Annotated in this window: 18 protein-coding genes, 1 tRNA gene and 2 pseudogenes; 15 read left to right on the top strand and 6 right to left on the bottom strand. The window is 69.1% G+C overall.

What is annotated here, in order from left to right; genetic code table 11:
• Nucleotides 1–18: 18 nt before the first annotated feature.
• Nucleotides 19–2,766, bottom strand: a complete 2,748-nt coding sequence (aceE, locus tag ACFVJQ_RS15560; RefSeq protein WP_385784124.1) for a pyruvate dehydrogenase (acetyl-transferring), homodimeric type — start codon at nucleotides 2,764–2,766, stop codon at nucleotides 19–21.
• Between the two features lie 389 nt (nucleotides 2,767–3,155).
• Here aceE and ACFVJQ_RS15555 point away from each other — a divergent pair, with 389 nt between their 5' ends.
• From ACFVJQ_RS15555 to ACFVJQ_RS15530, 6 genes are all read left to right on the top strand, one after another.
• A complete protein-coding gene (locus ACFVJQ_RS15555; protein WP_165396382.1) occupies nucleotides 3,156–3,593 on the top strand; it encodes a DUF3052 domain-containing protein in 438 nt (145 codons plus the stop codon).
• Between the two features lie 141 nt (nucleotides 3,594–3,734).
• Nucleotides 3,735–4,193: a peroxiredoxin gene (locus tag ACFVJQ_RS15550; RefSeq protein WP_224733500.1), complete on the top strand. Its 459-nt coding sequence runs from the start codon at nucleotides 3,735–3,737 to the stop codon at nucleotides 4,191–4,193.
• Between the two features lie 114 nt (nucleotides 4,194–4,307).
• Nucleotides 4,308–4,883, top strand: a complete 576-nt coding sequence (locus ACFVJQ_RS15545; protein WP_129800861.1) for a calcium homeostasis/redox stress adaptation protein — start codon at nucleotides 4,308–4,310, stop codon at nucleotides 4,881–4,883.
• A gap of 107 nt (nucleotides 4,884–4,990) precedes the next feature.
• Nucleotides 4,991–5,566, top strand: a complete 576-nt coding sequence (locus tag ACFVJQ_RS15540; RefSeq protein ID WP_224733502.1) for a TerD family protein — start codon at nucleotides 4,991–4,993, stop codon at nucleotides 5,564–5,566.
• Nucleotides 5,567–5,623: 57 nt separating this feature from the next.
• Nucleotides 5,624–6,760 (top strand): DUF475 domain-containing protein, encoded by a 1,137-nt coding sequence (locus ACFVJQ_RS15535; RefSeq protein WP_385513167.1) that lies wholly within the window; start codon nucleotides 5,624–5,626, stop codon nucleotides 6,758–6,760.
• A gap of 254 nt (nucleotides 6,761–7,014) precedes the next feature.
• On the top strand, nucleotides 7,015–7,752 hold the full coding sequence (locus tag ACFVJQ_RS15530) for a Tellurium resistance (RefSeq protein ID WP_385784119.1): 738 nt from the start codon (nucleotides 7,015–7,017) through the stop codon (nucleotides 7,750–7,752).
• 27 nt (nucleotides 7,753–7,779) lie between these two features.
• On the opposite strand, the gene ACFVJQ_RS15525 is transcribed toward ACFVJQ_RS15530, so the two are convergent.
• On the bottom strand, nucleotides 7,780–8,673 hold the full coding sequence (locus ACFVJQ_RS15525) for a TerD family protein (RefSeq protein WP_385784116.1): 894 nt from the start codon (nucleotides 8,671–8,673) through the stop codon (nucleotides 7,780–7,782).
• 206 nt (nucleotides 8,674–8,879) lie between these two features.
• On the opposite strand from ACFVJQ_RS15525, the gene ACFVJQ_RS15520 reads away from it, so the two are divergent.
• The 3 genes from ACFVJQ_RS15520 to ACFVJQ_RS15510 all read left to right on the top strand — a co-directional run bounded on the left by ACFVJQ_RS15520 (nucleotide 8,880) and on the right by ACFVJQ_RS15510 (nucleotide 13,459).
• Nucleotides 8,880–10,049 (top strand): HpcH/HpaI aldolase/citrate lyase family protein, encoded by a 1,170-nt coding sequence (locus ACFVJQ_RS15520; RefSeq protein WP_385513169.1) that lies wholly within the window; start codon nucleotides 8,880–8,882, stop codon nucleotides 10,047–10,049.
• Nucleotides 10,050–10,169: 120 nt separating this feature from the next.
• A complete protein-coding gene (locus ACFVJQ_RS15515; protein WP_385784113.1) occupies nucleotides 10,170–12,647 on the top strand; it encodes a phosphoribosyltransferase in 2,478 nt (825 codons plus the stop codon).
• On the top strand, nucleotides 12,647–13,459 hold the full coding sequence (locus ACFVJQ_RS15510; protein WP_385784110.1) for an HAD family hydrolase: 813 nt from the start codon (nucleotides 12,647–12,649) through the stop codon (nucleotides 13,457–13,459). Before ACFVJQ_RS15515 ends, ACFVJQ_RS15510 begins: the two co-directional genes overlap by 1 nt.
• 29 nt (nucleotides 13,460–13,488) lie before the next feature.
• Here the strand turns inward: ACFVJQ_RS15510 and ACFVJQ_RS15505 are convergent, their stop codons facing one another.
• The 4 genes from ACFVJQ_RS15505 to ACFVJQ_RS15490 all read right to left on the bottom strand — a co-directional run bounded on the left by ACFVJQ_RS15505 (nucleotide 13,489) and on the right by ACFVJQ_RS15490 (nucleotide 16,748).
• The gene (locus ACFVJQ_RS15505) at nucleotides 13,489–13,707 is read right to left on the bottom strand and encodes a zinc ribbon domain-containing protein (protein ID WP_129800854.1); all 219 of its coding nucleotides are present in this window, start codon (nucleotides 13,705–13,707) and stop codon (nucleotides 13,489–13,491) included.
• Between the two features lie 9 nt (nucleotides 13,708–13,716).
• Nucleotides 13,717–14,301 (bottom strand): DUF4383 domain-containing protein, encoded by a 585-nt coding sequence (locus tag ACFVJQ_RS15500; RefSeq protein WP_385513172.1) that lies wholly within the window; start codon nucleotides 14,299–14,301, stop codon nucleotides 13,717–13,719.
• Nucleotides 14,302–14,442: 141 nt separating this feature from the next.
• On the bottom strand, nucleotides 14,443–15,837 hold the full coding sequence (locus tag ACFVJQ_RS15495; protein WP_385784105.1) for a hypothetical protein: 1,395 nt from the start codon (nucleotides 15,835–15,837) through the stop codon (nucleotides 14,443–14,445).
• 74 nt (nucleotides 15,838–15,911) lie between these two features.
• Nucleotides 15,912–16,748: a DUF4097 family beta strand repeat-containing protein gene (locus tag ACFVJQ_RS15490; RefSeq protein WP_385784102.1), complete on the bottom strand. Its 837-nt coding sequence runs from the start codon at nucleotides 16,746–16,748 to the stop codon at nucleotides 15,912–15,914.
• A gap of 229 nt (nucleotides 16,749–16,977) precedes the next feature.
• On the opposite strand from ACFVJQ_RS15490, the gene ACFVJQ_RS15485 reads away from it, so the two are divergent.
• The 6 genes and pseudogenes from ACFVJQ_RS15485 (at nucleotide 16,978) to ACFVJQ_RS15460 (ending at nucleotide 21,701) form a co-directional block, all read left to right on the top strand.
• Nucleotides 16,978–17,052, top strand: a tRNA-Val gene (locus tag ACFVJQ_RS15485).
• 144 nt (nucleotides 17,053–17,196) lie between these two features.
• Nucleotides 17,197–17,442 (top strand): annotated as a pseudogene (locus ACFVJQ_RS15480) (NUDIX hydrolase); the annotation flags it as partial.
• A gap of 207 nt (nucleotides 17,443–17,649) precedes the next feature.
• A pseudogene (locus ACFVJQ_RS15475) lies at nucleotides 17,650–18,671 on the top strand (IS110 family transposase).
• A gap of 58 nt (nucleotides 18,672–18,729) precedes the next feature.
• A complete protein-coding gene (locus tag ACFVJQ_RS15470) occupies nucleotides 18,730–19,227 on the top strand; it encodes a hypothetical protein (protein WP_385513175.1) in 498 nt (165 codons plus the stop codon).
• Between the two features lie 229 nt (nucleotides 19,228–19,456).
• On the top strand, nucleotides 19,457–20,695 hold the full coding sequence (locus tag ACFVJQ_RS15465) for an IS110 family transposase (protein ID WP_385784097.1): 1,239 nt from the start codon (nucleotides 19,457–19,459) through the stop codon (nucleotides 20,693–20,695).
• A gap of 301 nt (nucleotides 20,696–20,996) precedes the next feature.
• On the top strand, nucleotides 20,997–21,701 hold the full coding sequence (locus tag ACFVJQ_RS15460; protein ID WP_385784094.1) for an ester cyclase: 705 nt from the start codon (nucleotides 20,997–20,999) through the stop codon (nucleotides 21,699–21,701).
• Nucleotides 21,702–21,860: the final 159 nt, after the last annotated feature.

Here is a 21,860-nt window from a genome sequence, read left to right as displayed (position 1 = left end):
AAGCAGGCCCGTAAAGCCTTACGCGTCGCCGCCCGCGACCCCCGGATCGGCCGCCGCGACGTCGAGGAGCTGGTACCGGTCGATCGCCTGCTTCAGTACTGACCGGTCGACCTTCCCCTCCTTCGCCAGCTCGGCCAGCACCGCCACCACGATCGACTGCGCGTCGATGTGGAAGAACCGCCGCGCCGCACCGCGTGTGTCGGCGAAGCCGAAGCCGTCCGCGCCCAGCGACTGGTACGTGCCCGGCACCCACCGCGCGATCTGGTCCGGAACCGACCGCATCCAGTCGGACACGGCCACGAACGGCCCCTCCGCGCCGTTCAGCTTCCGTGTCACGTACGGCACCCGCTGCTCCTCCTCGGGGTGCAGCAGGTTGTGCTCCTCGCAGTCCACGGCCTCGCGCCGCAGCTCGTTCCAGGAGGTCGCCGACCAGACGCCGGCCTTCACGTTCCACTCCTCGGCGAGGATCCGCTGCGCCTCGACCGCCCACGGCACCGCGACACCCGAGGCCATGATCTGCGCCGGGATCGACCCCGACGTGCCCTCGCTGAGCCGGTAGACGCCCTTGAGGATGCCCTCGACGTCCACGTTCTCCGGTTCGGCCGGGTGCTGGATCGGCTCGTTGTAGACGGTGAGGTAGTAGAAGACGTCCTCGCCCTGCGGGTGCTCCTCGTCGCCGCCGTACATCCGGCGCAGACCGTCCTTGACGATGTGCGCGATCTCGTACGAGTACGCCGGGTCGTACGCCACACAGCCCGGGTTCGTCGAGGCGAGCAGCTGGGAGTGGCCGTCCGCGTGCTGGAGACCCTCACCGGTCAGCGTCGTACGTCCGGCGGTCGCGCCCAGGACGAAACCGCGCGCCAGTTGGTCGGCCATCTGCCAGAACTGGTCGCCGGTGCGCTGGAAACCGAACATCGAGTAGAAGACGTACACCGGGATGAGCGGCTCGCCGTGCGTGGCGTACGCCGAACCCGCCGCGATCAGCGACGCCGTGCAGCCGGCCTCGGAGATGCCGTCGTGCAGCATCTGCCCGGTCGGCGACTCCTTGTACGCGAGGAGCAGGTCCCGGTCCACGGCCTCGTACTGCTGGCCCAGCGGGTTGTAGATCTTCGCGCTCGGGAAGAAGGAGTCCATACCGAAGGTGCGGTACTCGTCCGGCGCGATCAGCACGAACCGCTTGCCGATCTCCTTGTCCCGCATGAGGTCCTTGAGGAGCCGGACAAAGGCCATGGTCGTCGCGATGGACTGCTGGCCCGAGCCCTTCTTCACGGTCGCGTACGTCTTGTCGTCCGGCAGCGCCAGCGGCTTCGACCGCACGACCCGCGTCGGGACGTACCCGCCGAGCCCCTTGCGCCGGTCGTGCATGTACTGGATCTCCTCCGAGTCCCGGCCCGGGTGGTAGTACGGCGGCAGGCCGGACTCCAGGTCCTTGTCGGCGATCGGCAGGTGGAGGCGGTCCCGGAAGCGCTTGAGGTCGTCGACCGTCAGCTTCTTCATCTGGTGTGTGGCGTTGCGGCCCTCGAAGTTCGGGCCCAGCGTCCAGCCCTTGATCGTCTTGGCCAGGATGACCGTCGGCTGCCCCTTGTGCGCCTTGGCCGCCGAGAACGCCGCGTAGATCTTGCGGTGGTCGTGGCCGCCGCGGCCCAGCATCAGGATCTGGTGGTCGGTCATGCCCTCGACCATCGCGCGCAGCCGGTGGTCGTCGCCGAAGAAGTGGTCGCGGATGTAGGCGCCGGTCTCGGTCGCGTACGTCTGGAACTGGCCGTCCGGCGTGGTGTTCATCTTGTTGACCAGCACACCGTCGCGGTCCTGCGCGAGCAGCGGGTCCCAGGTGCGGTCCCAGATCAGCTTGATCACATTCCAGCCGGCGCCGCGGAAGACCGACTCCAGCTCCTGGATGATCTTGCCGTTGCCGCGCACCGGGCCGTCCAGGCGCTGCAGGTTGCAGTTGACGACGAAGGTGAGGTTGTCCAGGCCCTCGCGGGCGGCGATGGACAGCTGGCCGAGTGACTCCGGTTCGTCCATCTCGCCGTCGCCGAGGAAGGCCCATACGTGCGAGTTGGAGGTGTCCGCGATCCCGCGCGCGTGCATGTAGCGGTTCATCCGCGCCTGGTAGATCGCGCCGATCGGGCCGAGGCCCATGGAGACCGTCGGGAACTCCCAGAAGCCCGGCATCGAGCGCGGGTGCGGATAGCTGGACAGCCCGTACGGCGCCTTGGACTTCTCCTGCCGGAACCCGTCCAGGTGCTGCTCGCTGAGGCGGTCGAGCAGGTACGCGCGCGCGTAGATGCCCGGGGAGGCGTGCCCCTGGAAGAAGACCTGGTCGCCGCCGTCGCCCTCGTCCTTGCCGCGGAAGAAGTGGTTGAAGCCGACGTCGTAGAGGGAGGCGGAGGACGCGAACGTCGCGATGTGGCCGCCGACTCCGATGCCGGGCCGCTGGGCCCGGGAGACCATGACGGCCGCGTTCCAGCGGGTCGCGTTGAGGATCTTGCGCTCGATCTCCTCATTGCCCGGGAAGAACGGCTCGTCCTTGGTGGCGATGGTGTTGACGTAGTCCGTGCTGCGCATCTCGGGCACGGCCACGCGCTTCTCGCGGGCCCGCTCGATCAGCCGCAGCATCAGATAGCGGGCCCGCTCACGGCCGCGCTCGTCGATGGCGGCGTCCAGGGAGTCGAGCCACTCCTGGGTCTCCTCGGGGTCGAAGTCAGGAACCTGACTCGGAAGGCCGCCAATGATGATCGGATTGCGATCGGATCCGGGAGCCACGCTGTTCCTTACCTGTCAGAGGGGGCTGTCTGAGGCCGGTTTTCGTCTGTGTGCCTGCACCGATCCCCATCGTGTACCTCGGGACCGCAAACGTCATCTCTACCGAGAGGTAATCGAGACGTTCGTCAGCTCTTGGCGCAAAGCCATGCGAATTTCGTACCCACGGACGGTTCCCAAACGTACAAAGGGGGCAGATAGGTGTGGTGTGTGTCACCCTCGATCACAGCGCCATGCCTGGAGTTGCGGCGACACGGCCGGGATCGTCACCGTTTAGGCGGCCCGAACCGCCGGGTACTTGCGCGATCCGCCCCGCCCGTGTGGACTACGGCCAATGCTTCGCGCACGCGCGTGGCTGAGATATTCATCAAGACATGATCAGGAGGCAACCCGTGAGCGCGACCGCGGACCACGCGGAGGAGCGGACGAACCCTGCCGCCAGGCTGGGGTTCCAGCCCGGGCAGGTGGTCCAGGAGATCGGCTACGACGACGACGTCGACCAGGAGCTCCGCGAGGCCATCGAGGAAGCCATCGAGGGCGATCTGGTGGACGAGGACTACGAGGACGTGGCCGACGCCGTCGTGCTGTGGTTCCGTGACGACGACGGCGACCTGACGGATGCGCTGGTGGATGCCACCACGTACATCGAGGAAGGCGGCGCGATCCTGCTCCTCACGCCGAAGACCGGCCGTACGGGATACGTGGAGCCGAGCGACATCTCGGAAGCCGCGACCACGGCGGGACTGACGGCGTCCAAGAGCGTCAGCGTCGGCAAGGACTGGAGCGGCAGCCGCCTGGCGACGCCCAAGGCCGCGAAGTCCAAGCGGTGACCGTTCGTTGAACGTCAGGACGGGCTGAACGGCCTCGTCCTCGAACGCCGGACGGGCTGGTCGGTCAGCCCGTCCGGCGCTTCTTCGGTGATCTCTGCGTAGGGTGGGTCCACCCGAACAGCCCCACCGAAGGGATGCACGATGGCGATCCAGGTCGGCGACAAGGCGCCCGACTTCGAGCTGAAGGACAACCACGGCCGGGACGTGAAGCTCTCGGACTTCCGCGGTGAGAAGAACGTGGTCCTGCTCTTCTACCCCTTCGCCTTCACCGGCGTGTGCACCGGCGAGCTGTGCGAGGTCCGGGACAACCTCCCGAAGTTCGAGGACCGCGACACCCAGGTGCTCGCCGTCTCCAACGACTCCATCCACACCCTGCGCGTCTTCGCCGAGCAGGAGGGCCTGGAGTACCCCCTGCTGTCGGACTTCTGGCCGCACGGCGCCACCTCGCGCGCGTACGGCGTGTTCGACGAGGACAAGGGTTGCGCGGTGCGCGGCACCTTCGTCATCGACAAGGACGGCGTCGTCCGCTGGACCGTCCGCAACGGGCTCCCGGACGCCCGCGACCTGAACGAGTACGTCAAGGCGCTCGACACCCTGTGATTCTTCGGTTCAAGGCCCTACGAGGGCCGGGAACCCGTCACTAGGATCGATTCGTTTGATCCGATAGCAACGCACGACGGGGCTTCCCGCCCCCGGACACCAATGGAGGGACTCGTGGGAGTCAGCCTCAGCAAGGGCGGCAACGTATCGCTGACCAAGGAGGCCCCGGGCCTGACCGCGGTCATCGTCGGTCTGGGGTGGGACGTGCGCACCACGACCGGCACGGACTTCGACCTCGACGCGAGCGCGCTGCTGCTGAACAACTCGGGCAAGGTCAGCAGTGACCAGCACTTCATCTTTTTCAACAACCTGAAGAGCCCGGACGGCTCGGTGGAGCACACCGGCGACAACCTCACCGGTGAGGGCGAGGGCGACGACGAGCAGATCAAGGTCAACCTCGCCGCCGTCCCGGCGGAGATCGAGAAGATCACCTTCCCGGTCTCGATCTACGACGCCGAGAACCGCCAGCAGTCCTTCGGCCAGGTCCGCAACGCGTTCATCCGCGTCGTGAACCAGGCCGGCGGTGCGGAGATCGCGCGGTACGACCTCAGCGAGGACGCCTCGACCGAGACCGCCATGGTCTTCGGCGAGCTGTACCGCCACGGCGCGGAGTGGAAGTTCCGCGCCATCGGCCAGGGTTACGCCTCCGGCCTGCGCGGCATCGCGCAGGACTTCGGCGTGAACGTCTGAGCCACGCCCCCACCGCAAGGTCCTGTCCGGCGCCGCGCGTTTGCGTGCGGCGCCGGACGCGCAGGACAACCACATCAGGCAGCAGCACCCAGGGGAGGACCAGCATCATGGGCGTCACGCTCGCCAAGGGGGGCAACGTCTCCCTGTCCAAGGCCGCGCCGAACCTCACACAGGTGATGGTCGGACTCGGCTGGGACGCGCGTTCCACCACCGGAGCCCCGTTCGACCTCGACGCCAGCGCCCTGGTGTGCAGCAGCGGACGGGTGCTGGGCGACGAGTGGTTCATCTTCTACAACCAGCTCAAGAGCCCGGACGGCTCGGTGGAGCACACCGGCGACAACCTCACCGGTGAGGGCGACGGCGACGACGAGTCGATCCTCATCGACCTCTCCAAGGTGCCCGCCCAGTGCGACAAGATCGTCTTCCCGGTCTCGATCCACCTGGCCGACGAGCGTGGCCAGACCTTCGGCCAGGTCAGCAACGCCTTCATCCGGGTGGTGAACCAGGCCGACGGCCAGGAGCTCGCCCGCTACGACCTCAGTGAGGACGCCTCCACGGAGACCGCCATGATCTTTGGCGAGGTCTACCGCTACCAGGGAGAATGGAAGTTCCGTGCGGTAGGACAGGGGTACGCGTCGGGGCTGCGGGGGATCGCTCTAGACTTTGGGGTCAACGTTTCGTAAAGCCGGGTACGGCGCGGGGGAGACCCGTATACCCGTACACAAGGGATTGGGTAGCCAGTGGTTCTGAAAACCTTCGGCTGGTCGTTCGCGGTCACCGCGCTCGGCCTAGTCGCGGCGGTCTTGTACGGGGGGTGGACCGCCTTCGGCATCGTGGCGATCCTCTCCATCCTCGAGATCTCGCTGTCCTTCGACAACGCAGTGGTCAACGCCGGAATCCTGAAGAAGATGAACGCCTTCTGGCAGCGCATCTTCCTCACCATCGGCATCCTGATCGCCGTCTTCGGTATGCGGCTGATCTTCCCCGTCGTCATCGTCGCCGTCAGTGCACAGCTCGGTCCGATCGAGGCCGTCGACCTCGCGCTGACCGACAAGGACCGTTACCAGGAGCTCGTCACCGACGCCCACCCGGCGATCGCGGCCTTCGGTGGCATGTTCTTGCTGATGATCTTCCTGGACTTCATCTTCGAGGACCGGGAGATCAAGTGGCTGACCTGGCTGGAGCGGCCGCTGGCCAAGCTCGGCAAGGTCGACATGCTGTCGGTCTGCATCGCGCTGATCGTCCTGCTGGTCACCTCGATGACCTTCGCGACCCACGCCCATCTGCACGCCGGGCCCGCGGACAAGTCGGCGACGGTGCTTCTCTCCGGTGTCGCCGGCCTCATCACGTACATGATCGTCGGCGGTCTCTCCGGCTACTTCGAGGACAAGCTCGAGGAAGAGGAGGAGCGCGAGCACGAGGAGGAGGAAAAGGCCAAGCGCACCGGCAAGCCCATAGTCCTGCTGGCCGGCAAGGCCGCGTTCTTCATGTTCCTCTACCTCGAGGTCCTGGACGCGTCCTTCTCCTTCGACGGTGTGATCGGCGCGTTCGCCATCACCAACGACATCGTGCTGATGGCCCTCGGCCTCGGCGTCGGCGCCATGTACGTCCGGTCGCTGACCGTGTACCTGGTCCGCCAGGGCACCCTCGACGACTACGTCTACCTGGAGCACGGCGCGCACTACGCGATCGGTGCTCTCGCCGTGCTCCTCCTCGTCACCATCCAGTACGAGATCCACGAGGTCATCACCGGCTTGATCGGCGTCGCCCTGATCGCCTGGTCCTTCTGGTCCTCGGTGCGCCGCAACCGCGCGCTGGCGGCGGCTGAGGGAAAAGCGGGCTCGGACGAGAAGACTGAGGTCTCGGCCGGCCTTTAAGGGCTCGGTTCGCCTCCGGGGCGCAAAAGTCGGTGTCGAGAGCCCGATCGTGCTCAGTCCTTCGGGCCTCCGCGCGGTCGGTCTCTCGACACCGACGCGCCCCTTCGGCTCACTCGCCGTAGGCGGCCGTTTCTCGGTGTGAACCTGGGGAACGCTCTGTGCGGGGCGGTCATTGAGGACGGCTGGATGTCCTCGACGGCCGCCCCGCCGGTCTGTCAGGCGCAGGTGTGGGGCAAGCGAATGTGGGGGCGGAAATGGGCTTGTTGGACGGGCTCTGGCGCGGACGCGCGGCCGAGTTCGACTCGGGCAACGCGGCCACCAACGCGATCGAACTGACCAAACGGCACAGCCAGGTGTCGCTCACCAAACAGGGGGCGGCGACCGGGCATCTGCGGATCAACCTGGCGTGGCGGATGCGCAGCTCCGACATAGGCGGGCCGCAGCGGGAGAGTCTGCTGCGGCACCCGTTCAAGGCGCTCAAGCCGCCGGAGGTCGTGGGCCACAGCCAGAGCATGGTCAACGTCGACCTCGACCTGGGGTGTCTGTACGAGCTCCAGGACGGCACCAGGGGCGTGGTCCAGCCCCTCGGCGGCTACTTCGGTGACGTCAACGCCCCGCCCTACGTCAAGCTCAGCGGCGACGACCGCTTCGGCTCGGCGTCGGGCGAGACGATCTACGTCAACCTGGACCACCGCGAGGCGATCAAACGCCTCCTGCTCTTCGTCTACATCTACGACCAGACCCCCGCGTTCGACCGCACCCACGCCATCGTGACCCTCTACCCCAGCAACGGCCCCCGCATCGAGATCGGCCTCGACGAACGCCACCCCCAGGCCCGCTCCTGCGCCGTCGTGATGATCGAGAACGTCAAGAACGAGGTGTGGGTCCGCCGCGAGGTGAAGTTCGTGTACGGCTTCCAGGCGGAGCTGGACCGGCTGTACGGGTGGGGGCTGCAGTGGGGGCGGGGGCACAAGACGAAGTCGCAGCGCTGAGCGCGTGCCGGAGTGCCGGCGGAGCGCTCAGCGCCCGATGAACTGCGGCCCCTGCGGCGGCAGCCGGAAGTCGGGGTCCGGGGTGGCGGCCGGCACCGGCACCGGGGGCGGGTATCCGTAGCCGGACTGCGCGGTCGCCGGAGCGGGCTGCGGATAGCCGTACGCAGGCTGACTGGTCGGCTGCGGATAGCCGTACGCAGGCTGACTCGCCGCCGCTGCGGGCTGCTGCTGCGGATACCCATACGCAGGCTGCGCGGTCTGCGGCGGTACGGCCGTCGTCGGCTGCTCCGGGGGCAGGGGACGCGACACCTCGGGTGCCGGCTGCGGCGCCGGAGCGGACGTGGTGTCGGCGGCCGGGGCAGGCTCCTGCGCGGCCTCCGACTCGTCCACCGAGATCCCGAAGTCCGTCGCCAGCCCCTTGAGCCCGTTCGAATACCCCTCGCCGAGCGCCCGGAACTTCCACCCCTCGCCGCGCCGGTACAGCTCACCGCAGATCAGCGCGGTCTCCTCACCGGTCTCCGGCTTGACGTCGAAGTAGGCCAGCGGCTCACCGTCGGGTGCAGCCGCGTCGTACAGCAGAATGCGCAGTGACCGTACGCAGTCGAAGGCGACGCCGTCCGCCGAAGCGACCAGCAGAATCTGGTTGACGTCGGACTCGACACCGGAGAGGTCTGTCTGGATCGTGTCGGTCAGGCCTTCGGTGACCCGTTTCTTGCCGAGCCGCCAGACCTTCCCGGAGGGGTGCCGGGGCTGGTTGTAGAAGACGAAGTCCTCGTCGGAACGCACACGACCGTCGGGGCCGAGGAGCAGCGCCGAGGCGTCGACATCCGGGACCCCCTGCCCGGGCGTCCAGCGCAGCACGGCGCGCACCGTCGTGACTTCGAGCGGGACGTTCGACCCCTTCAGCATCGCGTGCGTCATGCGGTCATCCTGCCCTCTCCGTCCTGGTCACGACAACGCGGGGTCGGGGATCCAGGACTGCCCCGCAGTGCCGCCGACATGGCCCTGCTTGCCCTGCGTTACCTGAAATTCATGCCCAACGGGAACCCCGGACATGGCCTTCTACGTACTATTACCGGCCACCTTCATTCGGCACATCGGCCGCTCAGTCACCACGGGGGAGCTTTATGCGTCATTTCGGGCACATCGCCCCTGAGGTGCGGCAGCGCCTCTTCCATCAGGAGCCGTGCGACTTCACCGCCGGTTCCCCGGCCCGGCTGCTCTCGGCGGCCCTGGGCGCCACGCTGTACAGCCCGGCGACGCGACCTCGGCTCGCCGACGACATCGTCAAGCAGACCGGACGCGGCGTGGTCTCGATGGTGCTGTGCCTGGAGGACTCGATCGACGACGCGGACGTCGGCGCGGGCGAGGAGAACCTCGTCCGCCAGTTCACCGAGCTCGCCGGCCGCGCCGACGACAACGATCTGCCCCTGCTGTTCATCCGCGTCCGCACGCCCGGGCAGATCCCCGACCTGGTCCGCCGCCTCGGCCCCGCCGTCCGGCTGCTGTCCGGATTCGTACTGCCGAAGTTCACCGAGGAACGCGGCATCCCCTTCCTGGAGGCCGTGGCCACCGCAGAGGCGGCGAGCGGGCAGCGGCTTTTCGCCATGCCGGTGCTGGAGTCGCCCGAGCTGCTGTACCGGGAGTCGCGGGTCGGGACACTGGAGGGCATCTTCCGGGCCGTCGACAAGTACCGCGACCGCGTGCTCGCCCTGCGCCTCGGCGTGACGGACTTCTGCTCCTCGTACGGGCTGCGCAGACCCCCCGACATGACCGCCTACGACGTCCAGATCGTCGCCTCCGTGATCGCCGACGTGGTGAACATGCTGGGACGGGCCGACGGCACCGGATTCACGGTGACCGGGCCGGTGTGGGAGTACTTCCGGGTGCAGGAGCGCATGTTCAAGCCCCAGCTGCGACGCAGCCCCTTCCTGGAGGGGCAGGCCGAGGAACTGCGCGAGGCGCTGATCGAGCACGCCATGGACGGGCTGCTGCGGGAGATTACGCTGGATCAGGCCAACGGTCTGCTCGGCAAGACCTGCATCCACCCCTCGCACGTGCTGCCGGTGCACGCTCTGTCGGTGGTCAGTCACGAGGAGTTCAGCGACGCCCAGGACATCCTGCGGCCGGAGCGGCTGGGCGGTGGCGTGCTGAGGTCGGCGTACACGAACAAAATGAACGAGGTGAAGCCGCACCGCGCCTGGGCCGAGCGGACGCTGCTGCGCGCCGAGGTGTTCGGCGTGGCCAACGAGGACATCGGCTTCGTGGAACTGCTGGCCGCGGGAATCCCCGGCTGATGCCGCCGGACACCGCCGAAGCGCCCGAAACCCCCGAAATCGCTGAAACCGCCGAGAACCGCCGAAACCACTGAAGCCGCCGAACACAAGGTGCCGAACACCGGTGAACACAAGGAACGCATGGACAAGGCAGTGAACAACGGGGACAACCGAGCCGACGGGAACGGGACCTGGTCCGGGACCTGGGTCGCCGAGCGGCTCGGGGTCGAACTCGCCGGCGACGACACGCTGGCCGACCTGCTGGGGCTCGCCCTGCGACGCAACCCCAAGCGGGCGCACCTGCTCGTGTCGAACGTGCTCGGCAAGCACGTACCGCAGTCCCCGTCGGTCGTCTACGGCTCCGGGTTCGCCCTCGGGCGGAGGGTCCGGGAGCTGCTGGGGGACTCCGGGGCGAGCGCCGCGGTCGTCGTCGGGTACGCGGAGACGGCCACCGGGCTCGGCCACGCGGTCGCCGACGGCCTCGGCCACGCCCCGTACCTGCACTCCACCCGGCGCCCCGTGCCCGGCGTCGCGCAGGCCGGCGGCTTCGAGGAGTCCCACTCGCACGCCACCTCCCATCTGCTGCTCCCCGAGGACCCGGAACTGCTCGCCGGAGACGGCCCACTGGTCCTGGTCGACGACGAGTTCTCCACCGGCAACACCGTCCTCAACACCGTGCGCGCCCTGCACGAGCGCTATCCCCGCGACCGGTACGTCGTCGTCGCTCTGGTCGACATGCGCTCGCCCACCGACCAGGACCGCCTCGCGGAGCTCGCGGACGAAATCGGCGCCCGTGTGGACCTCGTCGCAACGGCCCAGGGGACCGTATGCCTGCCGGACGGCGTACTGGAGAAGGGCCAGGCCCTGGTCGCCGAACACGAACAGACGGGGCCGGTGGGTGCCCATGGCTCCGCGGACGCCGTCACTCGGGTCGATCTGCGCTGGCCCGCCGGGGTGCCCGACGGTGGCCGGCACGGCTTCACCGCCGCCCACCGCAGGCGCCTGGAGGCCGCTCTGCCCGCCATGGGCGCCCGCCTCGCGGAGGCCCTGCCGCCGGGCGCCCGGCGCGTGCTGGTTCTCGGCTGCGAGGAGCTGATGTACGCGCCGCTGCGCCTCGCCCGCGAGCTGGAACACCTCGTCCCGCCCGCCGACATACGGTTCTCCACCACGACCCGCTCGCCCGTCCTCGCCGTCGACGACCCCGGCTACGCCATACGCACCCGCCTGGTCTTCCCGGCGCACGACAACCCGGCCGACGGCCCCGGCGAGCGCTACGCCTACAACGTCGCGGGCGGCGGTTTCGACGCCGTCGTCGCCGTCGTCGACTCGACCGCCGACACCCCCGCCCTGCACGCACCCGACGGGCTCCTCACCCAGCTTGCCGCCCACACCCCGCACGTCCTGCTCGCGGTCGTACCGTCGTACGTTCCCGAGGCCGCGCATGCCTCCGAAAGGCCCGCCATGCTGCCCGAGCCCCTTCGCGGCCCCGCCTTCTCCTCGTACGCGCCCGAAGAGGTCGGCTGGCTGCTGCAGGACCTGTCGGACGTCACGCTGGAAGCACCCACCGAGGAGCGCGAGGAGGCCATCCAGAGCGGCGGCGCGCACTACGCGGAGTCCCTGCCGGTGGAGTACCAGCCCAGCGAGCAGTACCAGGAGCTCTTCCACGCGGCCCTGGAGACCTCCGCGGCGCGCATCGCCCACGCCGTCGGCGTGGTCACCGAGACCGTTCTCGCCGAGCGGTCCCCGCGCCCGGTCCTGGTCTCGCTGGCCCGCGCGGGCACACCCGTCGGCATCCTGATGCGACGCTGGGCGCAGCACCGGCACGGCCTCGACCTGGCCCACTACGCCGTGTCCATCGTGCGTGGCCGCGGCATCGACGCCAACGCACTGCGCTGGCTGGCCGCCCGGCACGACCCGCGCGACGTCGTCTTCGTCGACGGCTGGACGGGCAAGGGCGCCATCACCCGCGAACTGGCCGCGGCGCTGCGCGAGTTCGAGGAAGCGGAAGGCGTCACCGGGTTCGACCCGGAGATCGCCGTGCTCGCCGACCCCGGCTCCTGCGTCCGGACCTACGGCACCCGCGAGGACTACCTCATCCCGTCCGCCTGCCTCAACTCCACGGTGTCCGGCCTGATATCGCGCACCGTGCTGCGAGCCGACCTGGTGGGGCCGAACGACTTCCACGGCGCCAAGTTCTACCGCGAACTCGCCGGCGCCGACGTCTCCACGGCCTTCCTCGACGCCGTCTCCGCCTGCTTCGACGAGGCCGTGGACGCGGTCGACGCCGCCGTCAAGGAACTCCTGGCCGCCGACCGCACCCCGACCTGGGAAGGCTGGGCGGCCGTCGAGCGCATCAGCGAGGAGTACGGCATCCACGACGTCAACCTCGTCAAGCCCGGCGTCGGCGAGACCACGCGGGTCCTGCTGCGCCGCGTGCCGTGGAAGATCCTGGCCCGGGCCGGCGCGGGCCCCGACCTGGACCATGTCCGGCTGCTGGCCGAGCAGCGCGGGGTACCGGTCGAGGAGGTCGCCGAGCTCCCCTACACCTGCGTGGGGCTGATCCATCCCAAGTACACGCGCGGCGCGACGGGCGCCGACGGAAGGGCGGTGGCTGTCTGATGCCGGTGCTGGTGGCGAGCGACCTCGACCGTACGCTCATCTACTCCGCAGCGGCCCTGTCGCTGACCATGCCGGACGCGCGGGCGCCACGGCTGCTGTGCGTCGAGGTGCATGAGAGCAAGCCGCTCTCGTACATGACCGAGACGTCGGCGGCACTGCTCGCGGACCTCGCCGACTCCGCGGTCTTCGTGCCGACCACGACCCGCACCCGCAAGCAGTACCACCGCATCAACCTGCCCGGCCCCACTCCGAAGTACGCGATCTGCGCGAACGGCGGGCACCTGCTGGTGGACGGGGTGTCGGATCCCGACTGGTACGCGCGCGTGACGGCTCGCCTGGCCGACGAGTGCGCGTCGCTGGCCGAGGTGCAGGAACATCTGCTGAGGACCGCCGACCCGGTCTGGGTGCGCAAGCACCGGGTCGCCGACGACCTCTTCGCCTATCTCGTCGTCGAGCGCGAGCTGCTCCCCGAGGACTGGGTGAAGGAACTCGCGGTGTGGGCGGAGAACCGCGGCTGGACGGTCTCCCTGCAGGGCCGCAAGATCTACGCCGTGCCGAAGCCGCTCACCAAGAGCGCGGCCATGCGGGAGATAGCCCTCCGCACCGGCGCCGACCTCACGCTCGCCGCGGGCGACTCCCTCCTCGACGCCGACCTGCTGCTCGCGGTGGACAAGGGCTGGCGTCCGGGGCACGGTGAGCTGGCCGACAGCGGGTGGAGCGCGCCCGACATCACCTCTCTGCCTGAGCGCGGGGTGCTGGCCGGGGAGCGCATCCTGCGCGAGTTCCTGCGGGCGTCCCGGGAGCGGCCGTAGGCGGTGACGGCCGCGTCCCGGCAACGCCGTCAGCCGCAGCAGCCTCCGCCACAGCACCCGCCCCCGCCGCCGGCTCGCGGAGCCGGCGCAGGGGCGGTGGCCGAGCCGCCCACCGCCACGGTCGACAGCAGCTTCACCGTGTCGTCGTGGCCCGTCGGGCAGGTGGCCGGGGCGGAGGACTCGGCCATGGGGCGGCTCAGTTCGAAGGTGTCGCCGCAGGTCCGGCAGCGGTACTCATAGCGAGGCATACGCACAGGTTAACGGGGACTCTCCGGCGGCCGCCGGGATTCGTCGCGCGCCACGGCCGCCCCCCGCGCCCGCTCCCGCGGCTCCGGCTCGACCAGATCGGGATGGCGGGCCCGCCAGTACGGGTTGTCGTGCGGCAGGGCCGAGCCGACCCTCCCGTACATCCCGAAGAACATCAGCACCACACCGAACACGAAGCTGAACAGCACGTTCTGGATGCGGAAGGCGAGGAAGTTGTAGTCCGTGTCCAGCAGCCCCAGGTTCAAGAAGCCGCTGAGGATGAAGGCGACGCCGACGATCATATTGAGCGTCGAGGCGAAGTTCCCGCCGATCACCATGCCGACGAAGAGCAGCAGCCCCACGCAGATCGACAGGACGCTCAGCGCGCCGTTGGTGTTCAGGCCCGCGACCTGGTCCCCGCGGGTGTCGAAGAAGCCGACCCTGTCGATCAGGCCGAGGATGCCGAAGGCGATCAGCACCAGACCCATCAGACCCGCGCCGACGCGGTAGACCTGGTTCAGGCGATGGTCGACGGGAAGATGATCGTCGAACCGGATCCGCCGCCGTGTTCCCCCGTGCGCTGCGTGTGTGGCCATGTCCGCCTCCCTTGGGCGTGAGCGGAGGCCGTACTTCCCTTTCCCTTCAATATCTGCCCGCTCTGCCCCGCCGGGCAACACGTCCGAGCCGCATCCGAGCCGCACCCAGGCTCCACAACAGGTCAGCGGCCGGCCCGCCGCTCAGTGACCGGCGGCGCCCCCGCGTTCCTCACGGATCTGCGCGACCACCCTGGCCACCGTCTGCCGCACCGCCTCCGTCTCGGTCAGGAAGTGCCAGTAGTCCGGGTGGCGGCCGTCCAGCGTGGCGATCGCCCGTTCCAGCCGGCCGACGGAGTCGTCCAGCGGGCGGGCGTGACGCGGGTCCGGGGTGTGGCGTCCGGCCATGGCCAGCCGCTGTGCGTCCCGGATCGCGAACCGGGTCCGCTCGATCTCCTGCTCGGGGTCCTTCTGCACGGCGTTCAGCCGCTGCAGCCGGTCACCGGCGGCCGAGACGGCCTCGTCGGTGGAGTTCAGCAGTGCCCGTGCCGTCGACAGCAGGGCCGTCGCGTCCGGCCAGCGCTGGGCGTCGCGCGCGGCCTGCGCCTCGGTCAGCTTCAGCTCGGCCTGCCGTACGGTCTCGGCGGCCTGCCCGGGCACGTGCTGGAGGTCCTGCCAGCAGGCGAGGGTGAACCGCCGCCGCAGTTCGCTCAGCACCGGCTCCACCTGACCGGCCCGGGTGGTGAGGGCCTGCGCGCGGGTGCGCAGGGAGACCAGCCGGTGGTCGATCTCGGCGGCCCGCTCCGGCAGCCGTTCCGCCTCCGCGCGGATCGCCTCGGCCTCCCGGGCGACGCGCTCGGCCCGCTCGAGGGTCTGGGGTACGCCGTGCTGTCCGGCGCCCTGGTTCAGCTTGGTCAGCTCCGGGGCGAGGGCGGCGAGACGGGCGGCGAGATCGTCCGCCCGCAGCCCTGACCCCCGGACCGTGTCAAGGGCGTTGGAGGCGGCGAGCAGCGACTGCCGGGCGCGTTCGACGGCGGGGGCCAGCCGGGCGAGCTGGGTCTCGGCCTTGCCGAGCAGCGGACCGAGCCCGTCCGCGAACCGGTCCAGGTCCTGTTTGACACGGCCGAGCTCGTCCTTGGCCCGGGTCAGCTCGGTGCGGGCACGGCCGGCGGCCGAGGCCTCCAGGTCGTCGCGGTCGAGGTCGTGGGCGTCGACGGCTTCGATGTAGCGGTGGCTGGCCTCGTCGATGCGGTGGCCGAGGGCCTCGAAGTCGGCGGCGGCGCGGCGGGCGGCGGGGGAGTCGTCGACGGCGGCGATCGTCTCGATCGAGATCCGCAGATCACGCTGGGCGGTGTCGAGCTCGTAGAAGGCAGCCGCGGCGGCGTCCTTGGCGGCCTGTGCCTCGGCACGCTGGCTCTCGGCGCGCCCGCCGAACCACCGCCGGGTGCCGCCACCGGCGAACGCGGCCGGCAGCGCGAGGACGGCGACCAGGGGCAGGCTCATGAGGGTGAGGGCGTCACGGACCGCGGCGGAGACCTGCGGAGGGCGGTGCGCGCGCGGCATCGACGGCGATTCCGGCTGAGGTGGTGTCGCCGTCACATCCCTCTCCCGTGTTGTCATCCGCCCTGCCCGGTGTCATTCTCCCACCGGTTAAGGACGAACACACGGGCCTGTTAGTTCGCTGTCCGGACCGTGACTTTGCCGTCGCCGGTGCGGGCGGACACCACATGGTCGCTGGAGTCGTCGCGGGGCACGGACACGTCGACCGCGCCGTCGCCGGTCTCGGTGCTCACGCGGTACGTGGCCCGGGGCAGCGTGACGGTGACGGAGCCGTCGCCGCTGCTGGACTCCACCAGGTCCGGTACGACGCCCAGTTCGAGCCGGACCGAGCCGTCGCCGGTGTGGGTGCGGACCTCGCGGGAGCTGACGTCGGCGTGGACGGAGCCATCAGCGGTGCGCAGCTCCACCGGCCCGGTGGCGCCGCTGACGTGCACGGACCCGTCGCCACTGCGCACCTTCAGCGCCGCGGTCGTCTTCTCGACCCGGACCGAGCCGTCGCCCGTACGGATGTTCAGGGCGTCCTCGAAGCCGCGGGCCCGTACGCTGCCGTCCCCGTTCTCGACCTTGACGTCGACGCCGCGCGGCACCTCGATGCGGTGCTTGGCCGAGCAGTCGGCGATGAACCCGGAGCACTTCAGCCGCAGCACCAGCCGGTCGTCCTCCATCGACCAGGTCACCTTGGGATCGCTCCCCGCAACGACCGAGCCCTCGAACCACCGGGTGACCTCGATACGGCCCGCCGGGTTGTCGTCCGCGGCGACGATCTCGAGGGCGGAGTCGTCGGAGTCGACGGTGAGGGTGGAACCCCGCAGCGAGAAGGACCGCTGCTCGGGGTCCGTGTCTTCCCCGGCCGAAGCACCGCAGCCGGCGACCCCTGCGACGACGACCACGACGGCGCCGGCGACGGCGGCCGCACGAGCGCCAACGGAAACGGAAACGGTACGGGCCATGAGGATCTCCCCCTGAGACGGACTGCGAGACGCCCCGGTCCCGGCCTGTGGGTACCGGGAAGGCGACTCCTCGACCGTAGGCACCGGGCCTCGTCCGGGGGATCCGGACCACTCCCGAATCCGGGGTGGGGTTATCCCCCCGCCTGGGACACCCACGCGGGGGCCGCCCGCCCCGCGATACGCGTTTGCAGGACAGTGCCCCGGGCAAGGTAGGCTGTCGAATCGTCCTGGGCGCGTAGCTCAGCGGTAGAGCGCCGCCCTTACAAGGCGGATGTCGGCGGTTCGAAACCGTCCGCGCCCACCAGTTGCAGGACACGACGAAGGCCCAGGTCAGCGGGTAGGTACCCGGAGACCTGGGCCTTGATCTTTGGTGGCTGCTCGGAGCCGCCGTGCCACTCACGTGCCAGATGGGTCGCGCGGGGGCCGCTTCACCCTTCCTGATCTGGCCGTGGATGAACTCACTAGGGTCGACAAGAACACGACGCGAGGCATCGTCGCCCTGGCCTTCCGCTGCAAGCCCTCCGGCTGCATCGAGCGCACGTCGAGCGAGTCGACGGCCGTCGCCTGGCTCACGCCCGAAGAGGTCAGTGAGCGCATGTCCAAGGTCTACGCAATCCTCCTCCTGGACGCCTTGGACGGCAATGGCCCGCACGTCCGAAGCCGCGACGGCAAGCGCCTCATCCCAGCGGGATAGAACTTTCCCTACCTTCATCAAGGCGGCTCGCTCCGCTCGCCGCGCGCGGCCCGGCCCCCGGCCGGGCCTGTGCTCCTGTCTCCGCCCCGTTCTTCGGGACTCCTTGACCTCTGATTGAGATGTGCGGATCGGTCGCTGTTTACGGAGCTGGCGGCGGGGTGTCCTCGGACCGAACCGGCACGCTGTCCGAGGGTCGAGGAGACGCACATGACCATCCAGTTGCCCCGTCTTTGGGGCGGTATCGATGCCAGCAAGGCCCACCACTGGTGGGTCGCCATCGACAACACCGGAACCACCGTCTGGAGCCGGAAAGTCAGCAACGACGAGGCCGCGATCCTGGCTGGCCTGAGCGAAGTCCTGTCGCTGACCAGCGATGCCCGCTGGGCGGTTGACCTCAGCGGCACCGCGTCCGCCCTCCTGCTGGCCCTGCTCACCACCCACCGCTCGGATCTGATCGCCGACCGGGTCCGACTGCTCAACCGCCTGCACGACGTGCTCACCGGCATCAGCCCGGCCCTGGAAGCGGCCTTCGACTACGCCGACCACAAGGGCGCCGTCATCCTGCTCACCGGCTACCAGACCCCCGCCGCCCTGCGCCGATGCGGCCAAGCCCGCCTGACCCGCTGGCTCACCGCCCGAGGCGTGCGCCACCCCGACACGGTGGCCGCCACCGCCGTCCAGGCGCGCATGCCCAGCACATCACGCTGCCCGGTCAGGACACCGCAGCCGCCATCACCGCAGACCTCGCCCGACAGGTGCTGGCCCTGGACGACCGGCTCAAGCAACTCAACCGGCAGATCCGCGACGCCTTCCGCACCCACCCACAGGCCGCCGTCATCGAGTCGCTCCCCGGCATCGGCCCCATCCTGGGCGCGGAGTTCCTGGTCGCGGCGGGCGACCTGGCCACCTACCCCGACGCCGGACATCTCGCCTCCGCCGCCGGCCTGGTCCCCGTCGCCAAGGACTCCGGACGCCGCACCGGCAACCTGCACCGGCCCCAGCGCTACAGCCGCCGCCTGCGCCGCGTCTTCTACCTCTCCGCCCAGACCAGCATCATCCGCAACGGCCCCAACCGCACCTACTACCTCAAGAAACGAGCCCAGGGCCACAAGCACATCCCAGCGGTCATCGCCCTCGCCCGCCGCCGCGTCGACGTCTTATGGGCCTTGCTCCGCGACAACCGCCCCTTCACCACCACCCCGCCCGCAGGAGCGACCACCGCAGCATGACGGGTCATCAAGGCTCCACTGACCTGCGCAGTAAGGTGCAGGCACCATAGGGGGTGCCATGAGTCCGCTCACGATCACTTGGACGCTGCGCCATCACGGCTGGGCATTTTGCAAGGTGGCCGATGACAAGGGCGAGGTGGAGGTCTTCGCGTCGTACGTCACCGACGGCCCAGAACAGTTCCTGCACGCCGTCACCAGACTCGCGCTGATGGACACGGAGACTCGGGCCGAGTTCGAGGGCGAGCCGCAGGTCTACCGATGGCTCTTCCGCCGTGAAGGGGCTGACGTCGACATCCACCTGCTGAGGGCCGGCAACTCCCTGAAGCCCGACAGCTCAGGTGTTGTCCTCTGGTCCAGCCGCCATACGATCACGACCCTCGTGAGGGCTGCACTTCGCGCCTTCGACCAGGTTGCCTACGAGCTTGGCGAAGACGGCTATGCATCCCAGTGGGGGCGGCCGTTCCCCCGGGCGGACCTTGAAGCGCTACGCACCGCGCTCCACGCTGCACCGGGCGGGAACCGCCCTCAACCGAAGGACGGCGCCCCGCCGACTTGACCCGGCCATTGAGCGATACCCCGAAGGGGAGAAAATCGGGCTACGGCCGTCCGGCTGACGTCGCGGAGTCTTGGTGCCTCCGGAACCCGACATTGAGTAGGACGCCGGGATCCTTCGTCAGGCACCCGGAAGTGTTGCTGCGAGCATGCGAATCAGATTCTTTTGCCTGGGCGGTCCCCGCCGGACGGCTGCCGCGCAGCCGCACAGCGCGTGAAGGGGGTGCCGGGGCATGGACGTGGTCCACGAACGATGCGCCGGAATCGACATCGGCAAGGCGGACGTGAAGGTCTGTATCCGCGTCCCGGGACCGGGCAAACGCCGTCGCAAAGAGATCCGTACCTTCTCGACCATGACCCGTGACCTGCTGGCCATGCGGGACTGGCTGTTGGCCGAGCAGGTCACCGTGGTGGGTATGGAGGCCACCGGCTCGTACTGGAAGCCGGTGTTCTACCTGCTGGAGAACGACATCGAGTGCTGGTTGCTGAACGCCCGGCACATGAAGAACGTCCCCGGCCGCAAGACCGACGTCGCCGACTCCGAGTGGATCTGCAAGATGGTCGAACACGGCCTGGTCAGACCCTCGTTCGTGCCACCGCGTCCCGTTCGCCAGCTGCGGGACCTCACCCGCTACCGCACCGAGGTCATCCGCGAGCGCACGCGCGAAGCCCAGCGGCTGGAGAAGCTGCTGGAGGACGCCGGGATCAAGCTGTCCGCGGTCGTCTCGGACCTGCTGGGCAAGTCCGCCCGCTCGATGCTGGAGGCCCTGATCGCCGGGGAGCGTAACCCCGAGGTCCTCGCCGAGATGGCCAAGGCCGGCATGCGCGCGAAGCGGCAGATCCTCGCCCAGGCGCTGACCGGCCGGTTCACCGACCACCACGCCTTCCTCGCACGGACCATGCTGGACCGCGTCGACGCGGTCACCGCGACCGAGGCCCGCCTCAGCGAGGAGATCACCCGCCAACTGGCCCCGTTTCGGCGCCAGATCGAGCTGCTGACCACGATCCCCGGTGTCAGCACCCGTTCGGCCGAGATGATCCTGGCCGAGATCGGCACGGACATGGCCCGCTTCGCCTCGGCCGCCCACCTGGCCTCGTGGGCCGGGATGTGTCCGGGCAACCACGAGTCCGCCGGCAAGCACACCTCGGGCAAGTCCCGCCCGGGCGACCCGTGGCTGAAGAACGCACTCGGCCTGGCCGCCACGGCCGCGGCCCGCAGCAAGGACACCTGCCTCGCGTCCCGCTACAAACGCATCGCCGTCCGCCGCGGCAAGAAGCGGGCCCTGGTCGCGCTCGGGCACACCATCCTGACCTCGATCTGGCACATGCTCACCAACGACGCCGAGTACCACGACCTCGGAGCGGACTACTTCCTGCAACGAACCGGCCGGGCCCGCCAGACGCGGCGCCTGGTCAGCCAGCTCAACATGCTCGGCTATCAAGTGTCCCTCCAATCAGCGGATGCGGGCTGAGCTGCGACGTCAGGGGATTTTCGAATCAGGGGATTTTCGAATCAGACGTCCACGTGGGGACAACATCCCGGGTGGATGTCGCTGGATGCGGACAAGGCGGTCGCGGCGGCGATGCAGGATCTGGCGCGGGCAGGACGGTGTTCATTCCGGACGCCCGTTACAAGGCGCTGGTGGAGCTAGCGCCGGGCGGGCGCTGCGGGATCCCCCTACGGGACGCTGACGCTACGGCCCCAGCTGACCCGACGGTAGGCCGACATTCGCTACTAAAATGAAGAAAACGGCGCTCGCTACGGGAGGCGCCATGACATTCGTGCAGATCATCGACTGCAAGACCGACCGGATCGACGAGATGAACCGGCTCATGGACACGTGGGTCGAGCAGACGAAGGGCAAGAGGACCGCCACCCACGACCTCATCGGCAAGGACCGGTCCGAGCCGCGCCACTTCATAGAGATCGTCGAGTTCCCCTCGTACGAGGAGGCGATGAAGAACTCCAACCTCCCGGAGACCAACCGGATCTTCGAAGAGATGGTCGCGCTCTGCGACGAGGTGCCCACCTTCACGGACCTGGACGTAGTGCGGGACGAACAGCTCAACAAGGCGACGGCCCGCCGCTTCTTCCTGGAGCTCGTCGGCAGGGACGAGCCCGAAGGCTTCAATCAGGTGTTCGCGGCCGACTACCACGACCACGACATCGCCAACAAGGAGGACACCCGTGGTGCCGACGGCATCCGCGAGGAGGCGCTCGGTTACCGCAAGGCCTTTCCGGACTTCGAGTTCACGATCGAGGATCAGGTGGCCGAGGGTGACCGTGTAGTGACGCGGTGGAGCTGGACGGGTACCAATACTGGAGAGCTGCGGGGCATGCCGCCCACTGGCAAGAAGGTCGAGATGGTCGGCACCACGACCTTCCGGTTCGAGGACGGCAAGGTCGGGGAAGGCTGGTGGCACTGGGACTTCCTCGGCATGCTGAGCCAGCTCGGCGTGGTCGAACTGCCGACGTAGTCCTTCAGAGGCCAGCAGGAGGGCCCCCTACTCCCGTACCTCACGAGCGGGAACAGGGGGCCTGCGTACGTCTCGCATACCACCCGCGGAAGTCAGCCACGAAGGGTCTACTGCATCCCCAACAGTGCCTCGCCTATCGCGGTGAGTCTGTCGATATTG

It is taken from the genome of Streptomyces sp. NPDC127197 (assembly GCF_042672405.1).
In the GTDB taxonomy this organism is placed as follows: domain Bacteria; phylum Actinomycetota; class Actinomycetes; order Streptomycetales; family Streptomycetaceae; genus Streptomyces; species Streptomyces flavusporus.
Note: the sequence above shows the minus strand (reverse complement) of the source record. Positions and strands in the feature narration are given on the sequence as shown.